17 protein-coding genes and 1 tRNA gene are annotated in these 16,716 nt (G+C 64.4%); 9 read left to right on the plus strand and 9 right to left on the minus strand.

Features of this window, described 5'->3' with window-relative positions; all coding sequences use genetic code 11:
- Positions 1–21 precede the first annotated feature (21 nt).
- The 3 genes from E2484_RS09400 to E2484_RS09410 all read right to left on the minus strand — a co-directional run bounded on the left by E2484_RS09400 (position 22) and on the right by E2484_RS09410 (position 2,723).
- Positions 22–1,611: an amidohydrolase gene (locus E2484_RS09400; protein ID WP_137284938.1), complete on the minus strand. Its 1,590-nt coding sequence runs from the start codon at positions 1,609–1,611 to the stop codon at positions 22–24.
- A gap of 63 nt (positions 1,612–1,674) precedes the next feature.
- Positions 1,675–1,965 carry a HalOD1 output domain-containing protein gene (locus tag E2484_RS09405; RefSeq protein ID WP_137284939.1) on the minus strand — a complete coding sequence of 97 codons (291 nt, stop codon included), beginning with the start codon at positions 1,963–1,965 and terminating at the stop codon, positions 1,675–1,677.
- 113 nt (positions 1,966–2,078) lie between these two features.
- Positions 2,079–2,723, minus strand: coding sequence for a helix-turn-helix domain-containing protein (locus tag E2484_RS09410; RefSeq protein WP_137284940.1), 645 nt, complete (start codon positions 2,721–2,723; stop codon positions 2,079–2,081).
- 144 nt (positions 2,724–2,867) lie between these two features.
- Here E2484_RS09410 and E2484_RS09415 point away from each other — a divergent pair, with 144 nt between their 5' ends.
- Positions 2,868–3,953 (plus strand): thiamine pyrophosphate-dependent enzyme, encoded by a 1,086-nt coding sequence (locus E2484_RS09415; protein ID WP_137284941.1) that lies wholly within the window; start codon positions 2,868–2,870, stop codon positions 3,951–3,953.
- Between the two features lie 26 nt (positions 3,954–3,979).
- Here E2484_RS09415 and E2484_RS09420 read toward each other — a convergent pair whose 3' ends face one another.
- A complete protein-coding gene (locus E2484_RS09420; RefSeq protein WP_137284942.1) occupies positions 3,980–4,210 on the minus strand; it encodes an Lrp/AsnC ligand binding domain-containing protein in 231 nt (76 codons plus the stop codon).
- An 82-nt stretch (positions 4,211–4,292) separates the two neighbouring features.
- Between E2484_RS09420 and E2484_RS09425 the strand changes: the two genes are divergently transcribed.
- Together E2484_RS09425 and E2484_RS09430 are read left to right on the plus strand one after the other, a co-directional pair.
- Positions 4,293–4,988, plus strand: coding sequence for a potassium channel family protein (locus E2484_RS09425; protein WP_137284943.1), 696 nt, complete (start codon positions 4,293–4,295; stop codon positions 4,986–4,988).
- Between the two features lies 1 nt (position 4,989).
- A complete protein-coding gene (locus E2484_RS09430) occupies positions 4,990–5,220 on the plus strand; it encodes an Lrp/AsnC family transcriptional regulator (protein WP_137284944.1) in 231 nt (76 codons plus the stop codon).
- Here the strand turns inward: E2484_RS09430 and E2484_RS09435 are convergent.
- On the minus strand, positions 5,217–5,783 hold the full coding sequence (locus tag E2484_RS09435; protein WP_321112243.1) for a DUF5813 family protein: 567 nt from the start codon (positions 5,781–5,783) through the stop codon (positions 5,217–5,219). The genes E2484_RS09430 and E2484_RS09435 overlap by 4 nt on opposite strands.
- Before the next feature lie 99 nt (positions 5,784–5,882).
- On the opposite strand from E2484_RS09435, the gene E2484_RS09440 reads away from it, so the two are divergent.
- Complete coding sequence (locus E2484_RS09440) at positions 5,883–8,252, plus strand: PAS domain-containing protein (protein WP_137284945.1); 2,370 nt, start codon at positions 5,883–5,885, stop codon at positions 8,250–8,252.
- 267 nt (positions 8,253–8,519) lie between these two features.
- Here E2484_RS09440 and E2484_RS09445 read toward each other — a convergent pair.
- Positions 8,520–8,602, minus strand: a tRNA-Leu gene (locus E2484_RS09445).
- A gap of 336 nt (positions 8,603–8,938) precedes the next feature.
- Between E2484_RS09445 and E2484_RS09450 the strand changes: the two genes are divergently transcribed.
- From E2484_RS09450 to E2484_RS09470, 5 genes are all read left to right on the plus strand, one after another.
- Entirely contained in the window at positions 8,939–10,549 is a 1,611-nt protein-coding gene (locus tag E2484_RS09450; RefSeq protein ID WP_137284946.1) for an ABC transporter substrate-binding protein, read from the plus strand.
- Positions 10,550–10,622: 73 nt separating this feature from the next.
- A complete protein-coding gene (locus tag E2484_RS09455; protein ID WP_321112246.1) occupies positions 10,623–11,624 on the plus strand; it encodes an ABC transporter permease in 1,002 nt (333 codons plus the stop codon).
- Between the two features lie 2 nt (positions 11,625–11,626).
- The gene (locus tag E2484_RS09460) at positions 11,627–12,628 is read left to right on the plus strand and encodes an ABC transporter permease (RefSeq protein ID WP_137284947.1); all 1,002 of its coding nucleotides are present in this window, start codon (positions 11,627–11,629) and stop codon (positions 12,626–12,628) included.
- A 6-nt stretch (positions 12,629–12,634) separates the two neighbouring features.
- Positions 12,635–13,807, plus strand: a complete 1,173-nt coding sequence (locus E2484_RS09465; RefSeq protein WP_137284948.1) for an ABC transporter ATP-binding protein — start codon at positions 12,635–12,637, stop codon at positions 13,805–13,807.
- A complete protein-coding gene (locus E2484_RS09470; RefSeq protein ID WP_137284949.1) occupies positions 13,800–15,116 on the plus strand; it encodes an ABC transporter ATP-binding protein in 1,317 nt (438 codons plus the stop codon). Before E2484_RS09465 ends, E2484_RS09470 begins: the two co-directional genes overlap by 8 nt.
- Positions 15,117–15,137: 21 nt before the next feature.
- On the opposite strand, the gene E2484_RS09475 is transcribed toward E2484_RS09470, so the two are convergent.
- The 3 genes from E2484_RS09475 to E2484_RS09485 form a co-directional block, all read right to left on the minus strand.
- The gene (locus E2484_RS09475) at positions 15,138–15,629 is read right to left on the minus strand and encodes a hypothetical protein (protein WP_137284950.1); all 492 of its coding nucleotides are present in this window, start codon (positions 15,627–15,629) and stop codon (positions 15,138–15,140) included.
- 13 nt (positions 15,630–15,642) lie between these two features.
- Entirely contained in the window at positions 15,643–16,191 is a 549-nt protein-coding gene (locus E2484_RS09480) for a peptidylprolyl isomerase (RefSeq protein ID WP_137284951.1), read from the minus strand.
- A gap of 107 nt (positions 16,192–16,298) precedes the next feature.
- Positions 16,299–16,700, minus strand: a complete 402-nt coding sequence (locus E2484_RS09485; RefSeq protein ID WP_137284952.1) for a winged helix-turn-helix domain-containing protein — start codon at positions 16,698–16,700, stop codon at positions 16,299–16,301.
- Between the last annotated feature and the right edge of the window lie 16 nt (positions 16,701–16,716).

Genomic DNA, 16,716 nt, shown 5'->3' on the forward strand with positions numbered 1-16,716 from the left:
GAAATATATACGTTTCTCCTACTACCGGCCGTCGTAGACGATTTCACCGTCGACCACGGTCAGCGCCACGTCGACGTCCGCGATCTCCTCCGGATTATCCCACGGAGACCGCTCCAGGGCCACGAAGTCCGCCCGCTTCCCGACTTCGATGGTCCCGAGACGGTCCTCGTCGAATCCGGCGTAGGCCGCGCCGCGGGTGTAGGCCCGGAGCGCCTCCGTCACCGAGAGACGCTGGCGCTCGGCGGGCGCGTTGACCGTCTGGTGGATTCCGAACAGGGGGTCCAGCGGCATGCAGTCGCTCCCGAACGCGAGGGGTGCGCCCGCCTCCAGTAGGTCGGCGTAGCGGTTCGACCGCTTCCGGCGCTCGGACCCGAGGCGGTCGTCGTAGAGACCGTCCTCCTGCGCCCACTTCAGGAAGTTCGGCTGGACCGACGCGACGATTCCCGAGTCGGCGAATCGCTCGACGCTCTCGTCGGCGACGAGTTCGGCGTGTTCGACTCGGTGGCGAGCGGTCGCGGGGTCGCCGGTCTCGTCGTAGGCCGCCAGGACCGCTTCGACCGCTTCGTCGCCGATTGCGTGGGCGGTCATCTGGAAGCCAGCGTCGTCGGCCCCGGCGACCAACTCGCGGAGTTCCTCCGGCGGGACGACCCACTGGCCGGTGTTCTCGGCGTCCGAGTCGCCGGAGTGGTCCGCGTCGGCGTAGGGTTCCGAGAGCTTTGCAGTTCGTCCGCCGAGGCTCCCGTCGGTGAAGGTCTTGACGCCGCCGGTCCGGACGAACTCGCTCCCGTGGTTGGTCCGGAGACCGGTCTCCACGAGGGCGTCCAAGTGGTCCGACCAGTAGTTGAGTCGCACCCTGAGCGCGAGGTCGCCGTCCAGGTCCATCCGGCGGTAGACCTCCGGGGCGCGCGACTGGCGAACCATCTCGTGGACGCCCGTGACGCCCTTCCGGTGGGCCTCGCGCTGTGCGGCGTCGAGGAGTTTCCGGGTCTCCTCGGCGTCGGGTTCGATGGCTTCGTATATCACGTCGACCGCCTCCTCGACGACGACGCCCGTGGGGTCGCCGTCCTCGGTCCGAACGTCCTCGTCCGGCATCTCGTCCACGAAGCGGTCGAGCGCGACCGAGTTGACCGCCGCGATGTGCATGTCCTCGCGGAACGCCGCGACCGGGCGCTCGCCGCTCACGCGGTCCAAGTCCTCGCGCGTCAGATAGCGGGCCTCGTCCCACGTACTCTCGTCGTAGCCGAATCCCAGAATCCACTCGTCGCCCGATTCTGCTTCGCCGTCGGAGTCCGCTCCGTCGCCCGACTCCGCCTCGTCGCCGAGCAGGGTCACGCAGTCGTCGGGCGAGTCGGCCTCCGCGAGGTCGGCGTAGACCAGCGAGCGCCCGAGGTGTTGCAGGTGAGTGTGGGCGTCGATGAACCCCGGTAGGAGGACGCGACCGCCGAGGTCGACGACTTCCGTCTCGACGCCGTTCAGAAACTCGACTTCGTAGGCGTCGTCTACGCGTACGATTACGCCGTCCCGGACCGCCACCGCCTCCGCGGTCTCGTCGGGATCGCCGAGCGTGTGAATCTCCGCGTTCGTGAAGATGCAGTCTGCCGCCGCTGTCATGTCCGAGACGTGCGCCGGAGAGGCGATAACCGTTGGGGAATCGGCGACCGAGCAGTTCCGCTGCTAGACCGAGTCCAGCACGGAGATGCGACCATCGCTGCTCACGACGATGTCGTAATCGAAGAAGGAGAAGCGGGCGTTTCCGACTGCCCGCGGCGTCCCGTCGTGTTGGGCCGCGAACAGGGAGTTCAGCGCGTCCGGGTCGATGGTTTCCGCGAGCGGGTCCATCTCGGCGGGGTCGGTGTCAGAAACAGTCGAGACGGCCGCGACGACTCCTTCGCTTAACCGCTCGCTGCCGTCTACTTCGTATGTCAGTACCGTTCCGCGATTGACTGATGATTGCTTTTCGCTCATGGATAACTCGGCTTCGCGGAGCAGGTCGATCTCCGCGGAGTTCACTACGCCGAAGAGAGGAGGCCCGAGGGTGTACCCTGTCTGGTTCGTTTCTGAACGGTTTTAAATAGGGGCTAATCTTCGGTCACCAGGGTCGCCGCGATGAGATTCCGGAGTCCGCGGCGCATTCGCTTCGAGACCGCCCGCGAAGAGATGTCGAACTGGTCGGAGAGTTCTTCGAGGGTCGTCTCTCGCGGTTCGTCGAAGTAGCCAGCCTCGAAGGCCGCCACGATGGTCCGGCGCTGGTCGTCGGTGAGGCCGTACTGTTCGCCGGCCTTGACCTCCGTGAGGGTGTGTATCCAGTTGAGTCGGAGGTCGATGTCGTGGTCCGCGCAGTAGCGCTGGAGAGCGACGACCGCCTCGCGGTCGGGCGACCGGAGTCGGAACTTCCAGACGTCGTCGCGTCGATTCACCTCCAACAGGATCGCCTCCGACTCCACGATGGCCTCGATAATTCCGGGTTCCTCGGTCCACGTCGCGCGCAGGAGTGCACCGTCGTCAACCCGATCCAGTATCGCGAGTTCCTCGATACCGCCATCGTCCTGCAACTTCGACACGAACGCCTCGACGTCGTCGCCCCAGACCCAGAAGAACGGGAGCGTACCGTCACCTGTCGGAACGATGCGTTCGAGTTCGACCTCCATGTCGGGCGTCACCGTGAGGGCTCGGCCGAGTGGAAAGTCGTCGACCGGAACGGATAGCTCCACGATGACACTCATTCGAGTTCGATTTGGGCGTGAGATAGTAAGGCCATTGTGGTATTTATTTTACATTATCGGAATCGCATCCACCGCGGGTCGAATCGAATTCTCGCGTCCGGCAGTTCCGGAACCAATATGCGACGGGCGGTCAAACCGCGGTCCATGAACCGCATCATCGGCGAGCGCGACCTTTCGGAGACGCCGTTTTCCCCCGAGCAGGCCCGGGAAACCTACCGCGAACTGGTCCGAGCGCGGGCGTTCGACGAACGAGCGCTGGCGCTCCAGCGACGAGGTTGGATGAGCAGTTGGCCGCCGTACCGGGGTCAGGAGGGGTCGCAGGTCGGGGCCGCGCTGGCTATGGCCGACGACGACTGGCTGTTCCCGACCTACCGGTCGAACGCGATGCAGATCGCCCGCGACGTACCGATTAGCGACGTTCTGCTCTTCCGGCGAGGCATGCCCGAGTTCCACTCGGGCCACGACGTGCCGAACTTCCCGCAGGCGGTCCCCATCGCTACCCAGATTCCCCACGCCGCGGGCGTCGGCATGGCGATGAACTACGAACAGAACGTGAAGGGCGACGGCACCGACGGCGACGACGGGGGCGCGAACCCCGCGACGCTCTGTTACTTCGGCGACGGCGCGACCAGCGAGGGCGACTTCCACGAGGGACTGAACTTCGCGGGCGTCTTCGACGCGCCGACCGTCTTCTTCTGCGAGAACAACGAATGGGCAATCAGTTTGCCCCGGCACCGCCAGACCGCCGCGGACAGCATCGCCCAGAAAGCCGCCGCCTACGGCTTCGAAGGCGTGCAGGTGGACGGCAACGACCCCCTCGCAGTCCGGGAGACGGTCGCCGAGGCCCTCGACTCGGCCCGCGACGGGAACCCGGTCCTCGTGGAGAGTCTGACCTACCGGCAGGGCGCACACACCACCAGCGACGACCCGAGCCAATACGAGGAGGCGGCCCGCGACCTCCCCGACTGGCGGACCGCCGACCCCCTCGAACGCTCCGAGGAGTACCTCCGCGAGCAGGACGTGCTGAACGACGAGTTCGTCGCCGAAGTCGAAGACGAGGCCGACGCACAACTCGACGAGGCCGTCGAGCGCGCCGAGTCGGCCGACCCCGGCGACCCCCACGACGTGTTCGACCGTGTGTACGAGAACCTGCCGCCGAACCTCCGCGAGCAGAAGGCGTGGCTCGACTCGTTCCTCGCCGACCACGACGTCCAGGAGTTAGACCACTAGCGGTCGGACGTCAGGTTTCGGTGCAGTCAGTCGAGCGCCATGTACGTCTTGGTGTCCGCGACTCCGTCTATCCCCGAGATGTCCGAGGAAGCGGCGTGAAGTACGTCGTACACCTCGCCGGCGTCTGCCTCCACGATAACGTCGAACTCGCCCGCGACGACGTGGGCCTCCGAGACGTGGTCCAATCCGTGGACTTCCTCTAGCACGTCCTCGGAGCGTCCAGCGGCCGTTTTCACCATGATAAAAGCGTGAACCATCGCACTGTGTGATTCTGTACCATACGAGAAAAACCTTTGGGGTGGAGAAAAGTTATTCAACTAGTCCCGCGTAAACGTTAGCATGCGATTTGTTATCATCGGCTCTGGTCGGGTCGGACTTCGGACGGCCCGCGTCCTTCGGGAGGAGGGCCACGAGGTCACGCTCATCGAGCGCGACGCCAACAAGGTCGAGCGCGCTCGCAACGACGACTTCGAAGTCGTCGAGGGTGACGGTGCCCGCGAGGAGATTCTGAAGCAGGCCGACCTCGACTCCGCCGACGCCGTGGGCGCGCTCACGGGCGACCTGAACGTCAACTTCGCGGCGTGCATGGTCGGCAAGCACTACGACTGTCGGACGGTCCTGCGCATCGACGAGGACTACCGCGAGGAGATCTACCGCAAGTTCGCCAGCGACGTAGACGAGGTGGTCTACCCCGAGCGTCTCGGAGCTATCGGCGCGAAGAACGCGCTACTCGGCGGCAACATCCGAGCCATCGCCGACATCGCCCAGAACCTCCAGGTCGTCGAACTCACCATCACCGACGACTCGCCGGTCAAGGGCTACTCCATCAGCGAACTCTCTCTCCCGGCCAACTCCCGGATTCTGGCGTTCGGCAAGGCCGACGAAGCGATGGGCATCCCCCTACCGGACGACTCGCTGGCGGTCGGCGACCGGGTGGCGGTGTTGGCCGACTTCGACGTGTTGGAGGACGTGCGCCGGATTCTGGTCGGCGACGCCAGCAGAGCGAGCGCACAAGCGATGACGGGAGGAAACTGACATGGTCACTGCATACGTCATGGTCAAGGCGAACACGGGCGAAGCGGACAGGCTCAAGAACTCGGTTCTCGACCTCGACGGAGTCGTGGACGCCCACATCGTCGCGGGCGACGTGGACATTATCGCCAAACTCGATGTGGACTCGCCCGCGGACGTGAAGGAAATCGCGGCCGACGGGATTCAGGGCATCCGCGGCGTCGAAGGCACCCAGACCTACATCGCGATGGATTAGCGCGGCGCGTCGCCCGTGCCTCCCGTTTTTCCCGGACCGCCTGCATCACCCGTCTCTCCCGGGCCGCCTCCGTTCCCGTCGTCGTAGTTCTGTCGCGCGTTCTCGCGCAGGCTTGCGGCGGGTTCCCGGTAATCGTAGCCGGGAATGATGCCCTGCACCCACGTTCCTTCGACGTACTCGGCTATCGCCAGCGCGTCCTCGGCGGCGCGCTCGGGGTCCGCCGACTCGAACTCGACGGTAACGACCACTTCGTCGCCGTCGCGCTCGACTTCCGGCGGCGCGGCGCTGTCGGTACCGGCGACGGTATGGGTGTCGTCCAGTCGGAGTTCCAGCGTCTCGAACCAGCCGTCTTCCACGACTTCGGCTACCTCCTCGCCCTCGACGACTGCGTCGAGCATCGGCGTCCGGACGACGACGCGGTAGTCGTCGTCGTCCTCGCTCCCGGTGTCGGTCACGGTGACGACGTTCTCGAAGGGCTTTGCGGGCGTCTCGAACTCGTTCTCGCCGGTCTGCTCGAAGTCGGGATGTCGTCGGAAGGCGCGTTCGACTCGCTCGTCGGTCATTGAGTCTCGGTAGGAGGTTCGGGAAAATGGGGGTTTCGACTGGCCCCGCTCGGTCGTCCGCATCCAAACCCCTATATCGTTCAGTTCGGAAAGGGGAGTATGGATTCGGGGAGAGCGACGCCCGCCGAAGTTCTGGCGACGCTCGAAGAGATGGAGATAGCGTGTGAGCCGATTACTGCGGACGAACTCGCCGACGCACTCGGATGTCCTCCGGAGGCGGCGGCCGAGCAACTCGATGCCCTCGTCGAGCGCGGCGACGTAGAGACCAAGCCCGTCGGCGAGGACGGCCGCGTGTGGTGGCGACCGCCCGATTCGGACGCGTTCGACCGGGAGCGGTTCAGGGCAATCGTCCAGGCGGTCGAGGAGTACGCCATCTTCATGCTCGACCCCGACGGCCACGTCGTCACGTGGAACAAGGGTGCGAAGAAGAGCAAGGGCTACGGCGACGAGATACTCGGCGAACACTTCTCTATGTTCTACACCGACGAGGACGTCGAGGCTGGCGTCCCGGAACAGAACCTCGCGGCCGCCGTGGAACGAGGTCGAACCGAGGACGAGGGGTGGCGGGTTCGGAAGGACGGGTCGAAGTTCTGGGCGAACGTCGTCATCACCGCCATTCGGGACGACGACGGAACGCTTCGGGGGTTCGCCAAGGTAACGCGAGACATGACCGAGCGCCGGGAGCGCGAGGAGCAACTCCGGCGAGAACGCGACCAGACCGAGCAGTTGCTGAAGACCTCGCCGGTAGCAATCACCGTACGGGACGACGAGAGAAACGTGGTGCTGGCGAACGAGCGGGCGCAGAACGTCCTCGGACTCTCCGGGCAGGAACTCCTCGGGGACTCGCGGATAGACGCGTTGGACGTGTACGACGGGATGGGCCGACCGCTCGACGCCGAAGAACTGCCGCCTGTGCGAGTCCGCGAGACCGGCGACCCCGTGTTCGACGAGCAGATAGCGGTAGAGCGACCCGACGGCGTGCGTCGGTGGCTCTCGGTGAACTCGACCCCGGTGTTCAGCCCCGACGGCGACCTCGAACGAGTGATCACTACGGCCGAAGACGTTACCGAACTCAAGACGCGGGAGCGCGAACTCGAAACCGAACTCAGCGAGATCTTCGGTCGAATCTCCGACGCCTTCTACGCGCTCGACGAGGAGTTCCGGTTCACGCACGTCAACGAGCAGGCCGCGGAACTCCTCCAGCACTCCGAGGAGGAACTCCTCGGTAAGCGCCTCTGGGAGATATTTCCGGAGGCCGCCGAAGAGGACGCCGTGTGGGAGAGCTTTCACACGGCGGTCGAGACCCAGGAACCGACCAGTTACCAACTCTACTTCGACCCACTCGACTTCTGGGTGGAAGCCAACATCTACCCCTCCGAGACCGGCATGTCGGTCTACTTCCGGGACGTCACCGAGCGCATCCAGCGCGAGCAACGACTCGAAGAGTCCGAGAGGCGCTATCGCACGCTCGCCGAGAACTTTCCGAACGGTCTGGTCACGCTGTTCGACGCCGACCGCCGGTACACGGTCGCCGCGGGGGAGGCGTTCGACTATCTCGACGTCTCACCCGCAGACGTCGAGGAACGAGTGCCCAGAGAGGTGTGGAACGACGAGGAGGTAGCCGACACGATAGACGACATGCTACAGTCCGCGCTCGACGGGTCTCACGAGTCGGCCGAGGTCACGTACGCTGGCCGGGAGTGGATACTCTACGCGGTCCCCGTCGCGGACCAGGACGGCAACGTCTCGTCCGGAATGACCATGGCGCTGGACATCACCGAGCGCAAAGAGCGCGAGAAGCGACTGGAGCGGTTCGCCAGCGTCATCTCCCACGGGTTACGGAATCCGCTGGAGATCGCCCAGATATACCTCAACATGGCCCGCGACGACGGCAACCCCGAGAGCTTCGAGCAGGTCGAGCAGGCGCTCGACCGGATGGAGACCATCATCCAGAACTTACTGACGACGACGCGCGAGGGGCAGGCGTCGGATACGGGAGCGGTCTCGCTCAGTGCGGTCGCCGAGAACGCGTGGCAGACGGTCGAGACGGCCGACGCGACGCTGGTCCTCGACGAGGACCTCGACGGGGTGATGGCCGACGACGACCAACTCCAGACCGTGCTGGAGAACCTGTTCCGCAACGCTGTCGAACACGGCACCGACGACGTGACCGTCCGCGTCGGACGGTTGGACGACGACTCCGCGAACAGCGCGGCCGGAGCCTCGACGGACGAGTTCGACACGGGGTTCTACGTGGCGGACGACGGGCCGGGCATCTCGCCGGAGAACCGGACCGAGGTGTTCGAGTACGGCTACACCTCGGGGAGCGGGACGGGAATCGGTCTCGCGGTCGTCCGGGACATCGTGGACGTACACGGGTGGGACATCTCCGCGACCGAAGCGGCCGAGGGCGGCGCGCGGTTCGAGATTCACGGCGTGAGACAGGAGTCGGTGGAGTCCGAGGAGTAGCCGCATCGGTTTCGTCGCCCGGTGGGGTTGTCGTCCTGTTGCCAGGCCGTCCCGAGTGGTCATCCCGTTACTGTCGAGTTGCTTTCGAGGCCTGTTACTGCCGAGTCGAGTTGCTGTCGAGCCGAGTTGTCCTACCGCGAGTGAGGAGCGAAGCGACGAACGAGCGGGCCAAGCGACGACCAACGGAAGGAGCGCAGTGCTTTTTGGTCGAGCTTTTTATCGAGCGCAGTCGCCGCTGGCGACTGCGCTCGCGATAAAAAGGTCCTATGCGAGGGATGGGATTCGAACCCATGGACTCCTACGAGAGCGGGTCTTAAGCCCGCCGCCTTTGGCCGCTCGGCAACCCTCGCGCAGGAGAGGATTGACGGTTCATCCCGAAGTGGGTTTCGGTCCGACTTCCCTGGAAGAATCCTCGTCGGCCGACCGCGGGCGAGCACCCGGGCCACCCGGGACTCCGCGTCGGGACCGTCAAAATCACCGCCTCGTCACGACGATGAATCGTCCGGAGGGGAGCGCAGTTGGTTTTCGGAGAGTATAGATAATACTTTTGGCTAACCTTCTGACACGGCGACAACGATGCGTTGAAACGCGCTCACATTCGTAAGCATACCATTAATAATGAATAACCACGATAAACTTTTACTGTCGCTGGTTGATTTGTGTTTTGCCATACGTGGTGGTGTGTCATGGCGGAGAACGACAAATACGAATCGTCGAATCGAACGACGACCGGCGTAAAACGACGCGGAGTACTGCAAGGTATCGGGGCGGTCGGGGCCGCCTCGGTGCTGGGATACACGGGAAGTGCGACTGCACAAGAGGGCGGTAGGTTGGCACTGGCGCAAGTCAAGAGTCCGTTGGAGTTCGACCCGATCGTGCTGAACGACGTGCCGTCTGCGCAGGTGGCCGACCGCGTCTTCGACGGGTTGTACACCTACGACAGCGGAACGCAGGTCATCCCGGAGATGGCGACGGACATGCCGGAGGTCAGCAACGACGGCCAGACCTACGAGGTCAGCATCCGCGAGGAGGCGACCTTCCAGAACGGCGACCCCGTCACGGCCGAGGACGTGAAACACAGCTTCGAGGCACCGGTCGCCGAAGAGACCGAGAACGCATCGGAGTTCGACATGATCGACACCGTGGAGGTCGTCGACGAGAAGACCGCGCGGTTCCAGTTGAAGTTCCCGTTCGGGCCGTTTATGAACACGCTTACGCACAACATCGTGCCCAAATCGGTTCGGACGGAGGACAAGGAAGCGTTCAACACTCAGAACCCCGTCGGAGCGGGGCCGTTCGAGTTCGTCGAGTGGCAGCAGGGGGGCTTCGTCCGACTCGAACGCTGGGACGACTACTGGGGCGAACCCATGCCGAACCTCGCGGAGGTCGAGATGGTGCCGGTCGAGGAGCCGACGACCCGCATCACGAGCATTCGGACGGGAGAGAACGACGTTATCGAGGAGATTCCGCCGAAGCTGTGGGCTCAGACCGAATCGATGAACAACGTCGCCATCGACGACGAACTCGGCATCGGCTACTTCTACCTCGCGTTCAACATCAACGAAGGGCCGACGACCGACCCGAAGGTCCGGGAGGCCATCGACTACACGTTCTCGATGGACCAGGCCATCTCGAACTTCGTCGAACCGACCGGCGAGCGCCAGTACAGCCCGATTCCGCGCCCGGTCGCGGACGAGTGGGATTTCCCGGTCGAGGAGTGGCAACAGGTACCACACGACAAGGACATCGAACAGGCCCAGCAACTGTTCGACGAGGCCGGTGTGCCAGGCGACTGGACGGCCCGTATCATCGTGCCGCCGGACGACAAGCGCGAACAACTCGGTCTGACGGTCGCCAACGGTATCGAGGAGGCCGGGTTCAGCGCGAACGTCCAGCGGTTCGACTGGGGCAAGTTCCTCGACACCTACGTCACGGGCAACGCCGACCAGTACAACATGTACACGCTCGGGTGGGCCGGCGTCCCCGACCCGAACTCGTTCATGTATCCACTGTTCTCGACGGTCGACGAGGTGCTGGGCGTCACGAACGGCACCTTCTACCGGAACGAGGAGATGAACCAGAAGATCGTGAACGCCCGCCAGTCGGCCGACAGGGACGAGCGCCGGAACCTCTACATCGAGGCCATCAACACGGTCCTCCAGGACCGTGTCCACCTCCCGGCGTACAACCTCAAGAACAGCTTCGGCGTCCGGGACAGGGTCTCGGACTTCGACGCTCACCCGGTGGATAGCTTCCGACTCGTGAGCGATTCGAACAACGTCTCGGTCGAGAACTGAACGTTTGGGACCGCTCGATTCCGCACCGAGCGGTCGTAAACATCATTTACATTAATGACATAGGTGATACTGCGTGGGACTGTTTCGATACACGGTGCGAAGGCTGCTACAGGCGATTCCAGTACTGTTGGGTATCCTGACGATAACGTTCCTGCTGACCGACGCGATACCGGGCGACCCGGTCGACATCATGCTGGGACCGTCGCCAGCCCAACGAGTGGCAGAGGAGATTCGCGCCAAGTACGGTCTGAACCGGCCGTTACACGTCCGTTACTTCAACTACGTGTCGGACGTCGTGTTGCACGGCGACCTCGGACGGAGCCTCTACTACAAGACGCCGGTTTCGCAGAAGATACTCGAACGGCTGCCGGTGACGATGTTACTCATGCTCTCCAGTTTCGCGTTCGCATTGGCGACCGCAATTCCGCTCGGCGTGATTTCGGCGAAGCGTCGCAACAAACCGACCGACCACGTCTCGCGGGTGGTCGCACTCATCGGCGTGAGCACGCCGTCGTTCTGGATCGGCCTGATGCTCATCATCGTCTTCGCCTTCCACCTCGGGTGGTTGCCCGCGACCGGACTGATACTGCCGTGGGCGGCCCCCGCGTCAGTGGAAGGAGCGAACTCCCGCGTGGACGTGTTGGTGAGGTCGGCCCGACACCTCGTGATGCCGATGGTGTCGCTGGGGACGCTCCAGATGGCGGCCATCATGCGCATCGAGCGGTCGTCGATGCTGGAAGTGCTGAGCAAGGAGTACGTCAAGTTGGCACGGGCGTACGGCGTTCCCGAGAGCACCATCGTCCGCAAGCACGCCTTCCACAACGCCCAGTTACCCGTCATCACGGTCGTCGGACTCCAACTGTCTTCGGCCATCGGTGGCGCGGTACTGACCGAAACCGTGTTCAACATCAACGGACTCGGACGGCTGATAATCACCGCGGTCAACAATCAGGACATCCAACTCATCATGGGAACGACGTTCGTGTTCGGTCTCGTCTTCGTTATCGGGGTCATCGTGACCGACCTATCGTACGCCTATATCGACCCGAGAGTGTCCTACGGGGAGGCCGAGTAACGATGGCGACCGAAACCGATTCCGACGACGTGCTCTCCGAAACGTGGAGAGACGCCGACGAAGAGACCGAATCGGAAGGAAGACGCGAAGTCGAGTCGCGCGTCGGGTGGCGATACACGGTTTCGCAGGTGCGCGAAGACGCGACGGCCCGTTTCGGACTGTACGTCATCGTGTTCATGACCGCCGTGGCGGTGTTCGCGTTCGTCGATGCGGAACTGCTGAACTACGCTATCGCCGAGCAGTTCTGGTACCATCCGGAGAACGACCCCGACTCGGTGACGACGCTGCTCCCGCCGGTTGGAATCGAGAACTCGTTCGGTCAGGGGACGTGGGAGCATCCGCTCGGGACCGACCACCGCGGCCGGGACGTGCTCGTCCGATTGATTTACGGCACGCGCATCGCCATTCAGGTCGGATTCATCTCGACCGCGCTCGGCATGACGGCCGGAACCGTGGTCGGTGCAGTCGCGGGCTACTACGGTGGTTGGACCGACGACGCCCTGATGCGGGCGGTCGAGACGATTTACGCCATCCCCTTCCTGGTGCTGGTCATCGCCTTCATGACCGCGTTCGGGCGCAACCTCACGTTCGCGATGGTCGGGGTCGGCATCACGACGATTCCGGTGTTCGCGCGACTCATCCGCTCGCGGGTGGTCAGCGTCCGCGAGGAGGACTACGTGGAGGCGGCCCGCGCCGCCGGGGTCAAGGACAGCCGAATCATCCTCAGACACGTCATCCCGAACAGTTTCGCGCCGGTACTCGTGCAGGCGACGCTCCAGATCGGTATCAGCATCCTCATCGTCGCCGGCCTGTCGTTCCTCGGGTTCGGCGCGCAACCGCCCACGCCGTCGTGGGGACAGATGCTGTCGAAATCGCGGGGGTTCATGCTGGTCGATCCGTGGTTCAGCGTCTGGCCGGGACTGGCCATTCTCGCAACCGTGATGGGGTTCAACCTGCTGGGTGACGGCCTCAGGGACGCGCTCGACCCGCGCATCAAGAACTGACTTACCATGAGCGAACCACTACTGCAAGTCGAAGACCTCAAAACTCGGTTCTACACGGAAGAAGGCGTCGTCCGCGCCGTCGACGGTATCTCGTTCACCGTCGAGGAGGGCGAGATAGTCGGCCTGGTCGGCGAGAGCGGTGCCGGAAAGAGCGTCGCCGTCTCGTCGATTCTCCGACTCGTCGAGGAACCGGGCGAGATAGTCGGCGGCGAAGTACGATTCGAGGGCGAACTCCTCGTGGGGTTCGAGGAGGGACCCGACGGGGAGTTGCGCCAGCGCGACGAGATGTTGTCGAACGCCCAGATGCGAAAGCAAATTCGGGGTCGGGAGATCGCCATCATCTTCCAGGACCCCATGGAGAGCCTGAACCCCGTGTTCACGGTCGGCGGACAGCTCCGGGAGTTCATCGAGCTCAACCGAAACATGGGCGAGAAGGCCGCCGAGGAAGAGGCTATTCACATGCTCCGGGAGGTCGGTATTCCCGAACCCGAAGAGCGATACGACAACTACCCCCACGAGTTCTCCGGCGGGATGCGCCAGCGAGTCCTCATCGCGATGGCGCTGGCCTGTGAGCCGAGCCTCATCATCGCCGACGAGCCGACCACCGCGCTCGACGTGACGGTGGAGGGCCAGATTCTCGAACTGGTGGACGACCTCCAGACGGAGTACGAGACGAGTTTCGTGTGGGTCACCCACGACATGGGCGTCGTCGCGGAGATTTGCGACCGAGTGAACGTGATGTATCTGGGCGAGATTATCGAGCAGGCCGAGGTGGACGATCTCTTCCACGACACCAAACACCCCTACACGTCCGCGCTGTTGGACTCGATTCCGCGTCCAGACGAGACGGTCGAGAATCTCGACCCCATCGAGGGGGTGATGCCGGAGGCCATCGACCCGCCGCGAGGCTGTCGGTTCCACACGCGGTGTCCCGACGCCCGGGAAATCTGCACTCGGGTCCACCCGGACCTCCGCGAAGTGGTCGACGGCGACCGCCCCCACCGCGCCGCCTGCGTGAAACACGACGTCTTCGACGTGGATTACGACGCGAGCGAACCGCTCGCGGAGAAGGGCCGCCGGGAGTTCGGCAGCGACATCCGAACCGACGGACGCGGAGTGGGGACCAGAACTGCCAGCGACCGTACGGCCGACTCGCAGGAGGTGAGCGACGATGAGTGACGCCGCGACCCCGCCGGACTCGGCGACCGACCTCGGCGTCGAGGACGAAGACGAGACGCTGCTACGCGTCGAAGGAGTGACCAAGCACTTCGACAACAGCAGGGGCATCCTCGGCGGACTGACCGTCGACCCGAACGGCGACGGTCCCGTGGTCGGGTTCGACAAGGAGATGGTCCGGGCGGTCGAGGACGTGAGTTTCGAGGTCCGACGCGGCGAGACGCTGGGTCTCGTCGGCGAGTCGGGGTGCGGTAAGTCCACGCTGGCCCGGACCATCCTCCGGTTGCTCAAACCGACGGCCGGTCGGATAGAGTTCAAGGGCGAGGACCTGGCAGAGATGAGCGGCGAACGGTTGCGCTCCAGACGGTCGGACATGCAGATGATCTTCCAGGACCCCCAGTCCAGCCTCGACCCGCGGATGGAGGTCGGTCGCATCGTCGAGGAACCGATGCAGGCCCACGGGATGTTGGACAGCGAGGGTCGAGAGGAGCGCGCCCGCGAACTGCTGGAGAAGGTCGGCTTGGACCCCCAGCACTACAACCGCTATCCCCACGAGTTCTCGGGCGGCCAGCGCCAGCGAATCAACCTCGCCCGCGCGCTCTCGGTCAATCCGGACTTCATCGTGTGCGACGAACCGGTGTCGGCGCTCGACGTGTCGATTCAGGCGCAGGTCCTCAACACCATGCGTCGTCTCCAGGACGAGTTCGGCCTGACCTACCTGTTCATCGCCCACGACCTGAGCGTCATCCGTCACATCTCCGACCGGGTGGCCGTGATGTATCTCGGTCAGTTGGTCGAACTCGCCGACAAGGAGGAGCTGTTCGAGAACCCACAGCACCCCTACACACAGGCGCTGCTGGACTCGATTCCGGTTCCCGACCCGCGGAAGACGGAGACGCGCGGCGCGCTGGAGGGCGACGTTCCGAGTCCCATCGACCCGCCGTCCGGTTGCCGGTTCCGCACGCGGTGTCCGAAACTCATCGCGCCTGCCGAGTACGACATGAGCGACGAGGAGTGGGCCGGAGTTCGCCGGTTCACCCGTGCGGTCAAGCGTCGCTCGTTCGAGCGCGAAGAAACCGACCTCCGGCAGGAGTTCTTCGCCGAGGGCGTTCCGGGCGGCGAAGCGGGCGACATCGTCTCGGCGGCCATCGAGAGCGTCGAAACCGGCGAGTGGTCGGCGGCGGCCGACCTGTTGCAGTCGTCGTTCGCCGAGCAGAGCATCTGTGCCCGCGAGGAACCCGACTACGAGGTCGACCCCGAATACGGGACGAATCGCCACTACGCGGCCTGCCACCTCCATCGGGAGTCCTGACTACTCGGGTCGTCCCGGTCTTTAGAATCGTGTAATTTCGATGGTCGTCACGTCGCAGGGTCGCCGCTCGGTAGTGGCGACGAACGCCCTGATTTCGTACGTGCCGGGCGAGAGGGTCTCGCGTACGCGGTCGTCGACGCGTTCGACTCTTCCATCCCAGGTCCGCCGGACCCGTTTTCGCTCGCGGGCACGAAATCTGAACGCTCCCGGCGAGTCGGGGACGTAGCGCGGTTCGTCGCTGGCCTCCAGTCGACCGTCGACGGTCCACCCCCAGAGCCGACGACTCGGCGTGGCGACGACGACGGGGACGGGGAACCGGTTGCGAAATTCGATGTCGATGTCGACCGACTCGCCCGGCCGATACCGGTGCTTGTCGGTCCGGACCCGAACCGCGACCGAGCGCCGCGCTAGCGACTGGGGGACGAGTTTCCGGAGCGCGCCCGTCAGGCGACTCTCGGAGAACCCGAACCGGTCGTCGTCCTCGGTGCGCGCGCCGGGGTTCGCGTCGACCATCTCTCGGAGCGGTTCAGTCGTGAATTTCGACCGATTCGAGGACCACGTCTTCGTTGGGGTTGTCGTTGTGGTCGGTCGAAACCGAACCGATCTCCTCGACCACGTCCATCCCGTCGATGACCTCGCCGAAGACCGCGTGGCGGTCGTCCAGATGCGGTTGGGCGTCGAGGGTGATGAAGAACTGCGAACCGTTGGTGTCCGGGCCGCTGTTGGCCATCGAGAGAATGCCCGCGTCGTCGTGGCGGAGTTCGTCGTGGAACTCGTCTTCGAACTCGTAGCCGGGACCGCCGCGGCCGGTGGCCGTCGGGTCACCGCCCTGAATCATGAAGTCCGCGATGATGCGGTGGAAGGGAACGTCGTTGTACAGCGCGTCGCCGCGAATCTCGCCCGTCTCGGGGTCTTCCCACGTGGTCGTGTCGGGCGCGGGGTCGTCGTTCGCGGCGGGGTCGTGCTTCGCCAGGTTGACGAAGTTCTCGACGGTCTTCGGCGCACGCTCGTCGAACAGTCGAACCTCGATGTCGCCGTGAGTCGTGTGGAGTGTCGCGGTCAGATCGTCTACCATGGTTCCGAAGAGGGTCGCCGGATAGAAAACGGTGCCGGACCCGACTCGGGACTCGCTGCTGTCCGAGAACGGCGATAGTTACCTCGACACGTCGAAAAAACGCGGTCCTACTGGAGGTCTACACCCGAGGCCGCCTGCAAGCAGTCGGTGACGCCGGGCGAGTCGGCGAGGCGAACGACCCCCTCGTCGCCGTCGTGTTCCACGATGCCCGCCTCCGTCAGTTTCGGCAGATGCATCCGGTGGAGTTCGGTTCGCGTCTTCTCGATTTCCGCCGTCGTGAGGACGGCGCGGGTCTTCTCGCTCATCGACGCGGCCAGTAGTTCCGCCAGTTCGTCCACCGTCATCGGTCCGTCGTTTCGGGCGAGGTAGTGACAGAGGCATCGCCGTCGGTGGTCCGAGAGCGCCCGGAACACCGAATCGAGCGACTCGCTTTCGCTGTCGATTGACAGTACGTCCTCCTCGGCGACGTGCGGTGGGGAGCCGCCTCCCCGATTCTGGTCTTGGCTCATGTCTATCGTGTGTGAC

Source organism: Halorussus salinisoli (assembly GCA_005239435.1).
GTDB lineage: Archaea > Halobacteriota > Halobacteria > Halobacteriales > Haladaptataceae > Halorussus > Halorussus salinisoli.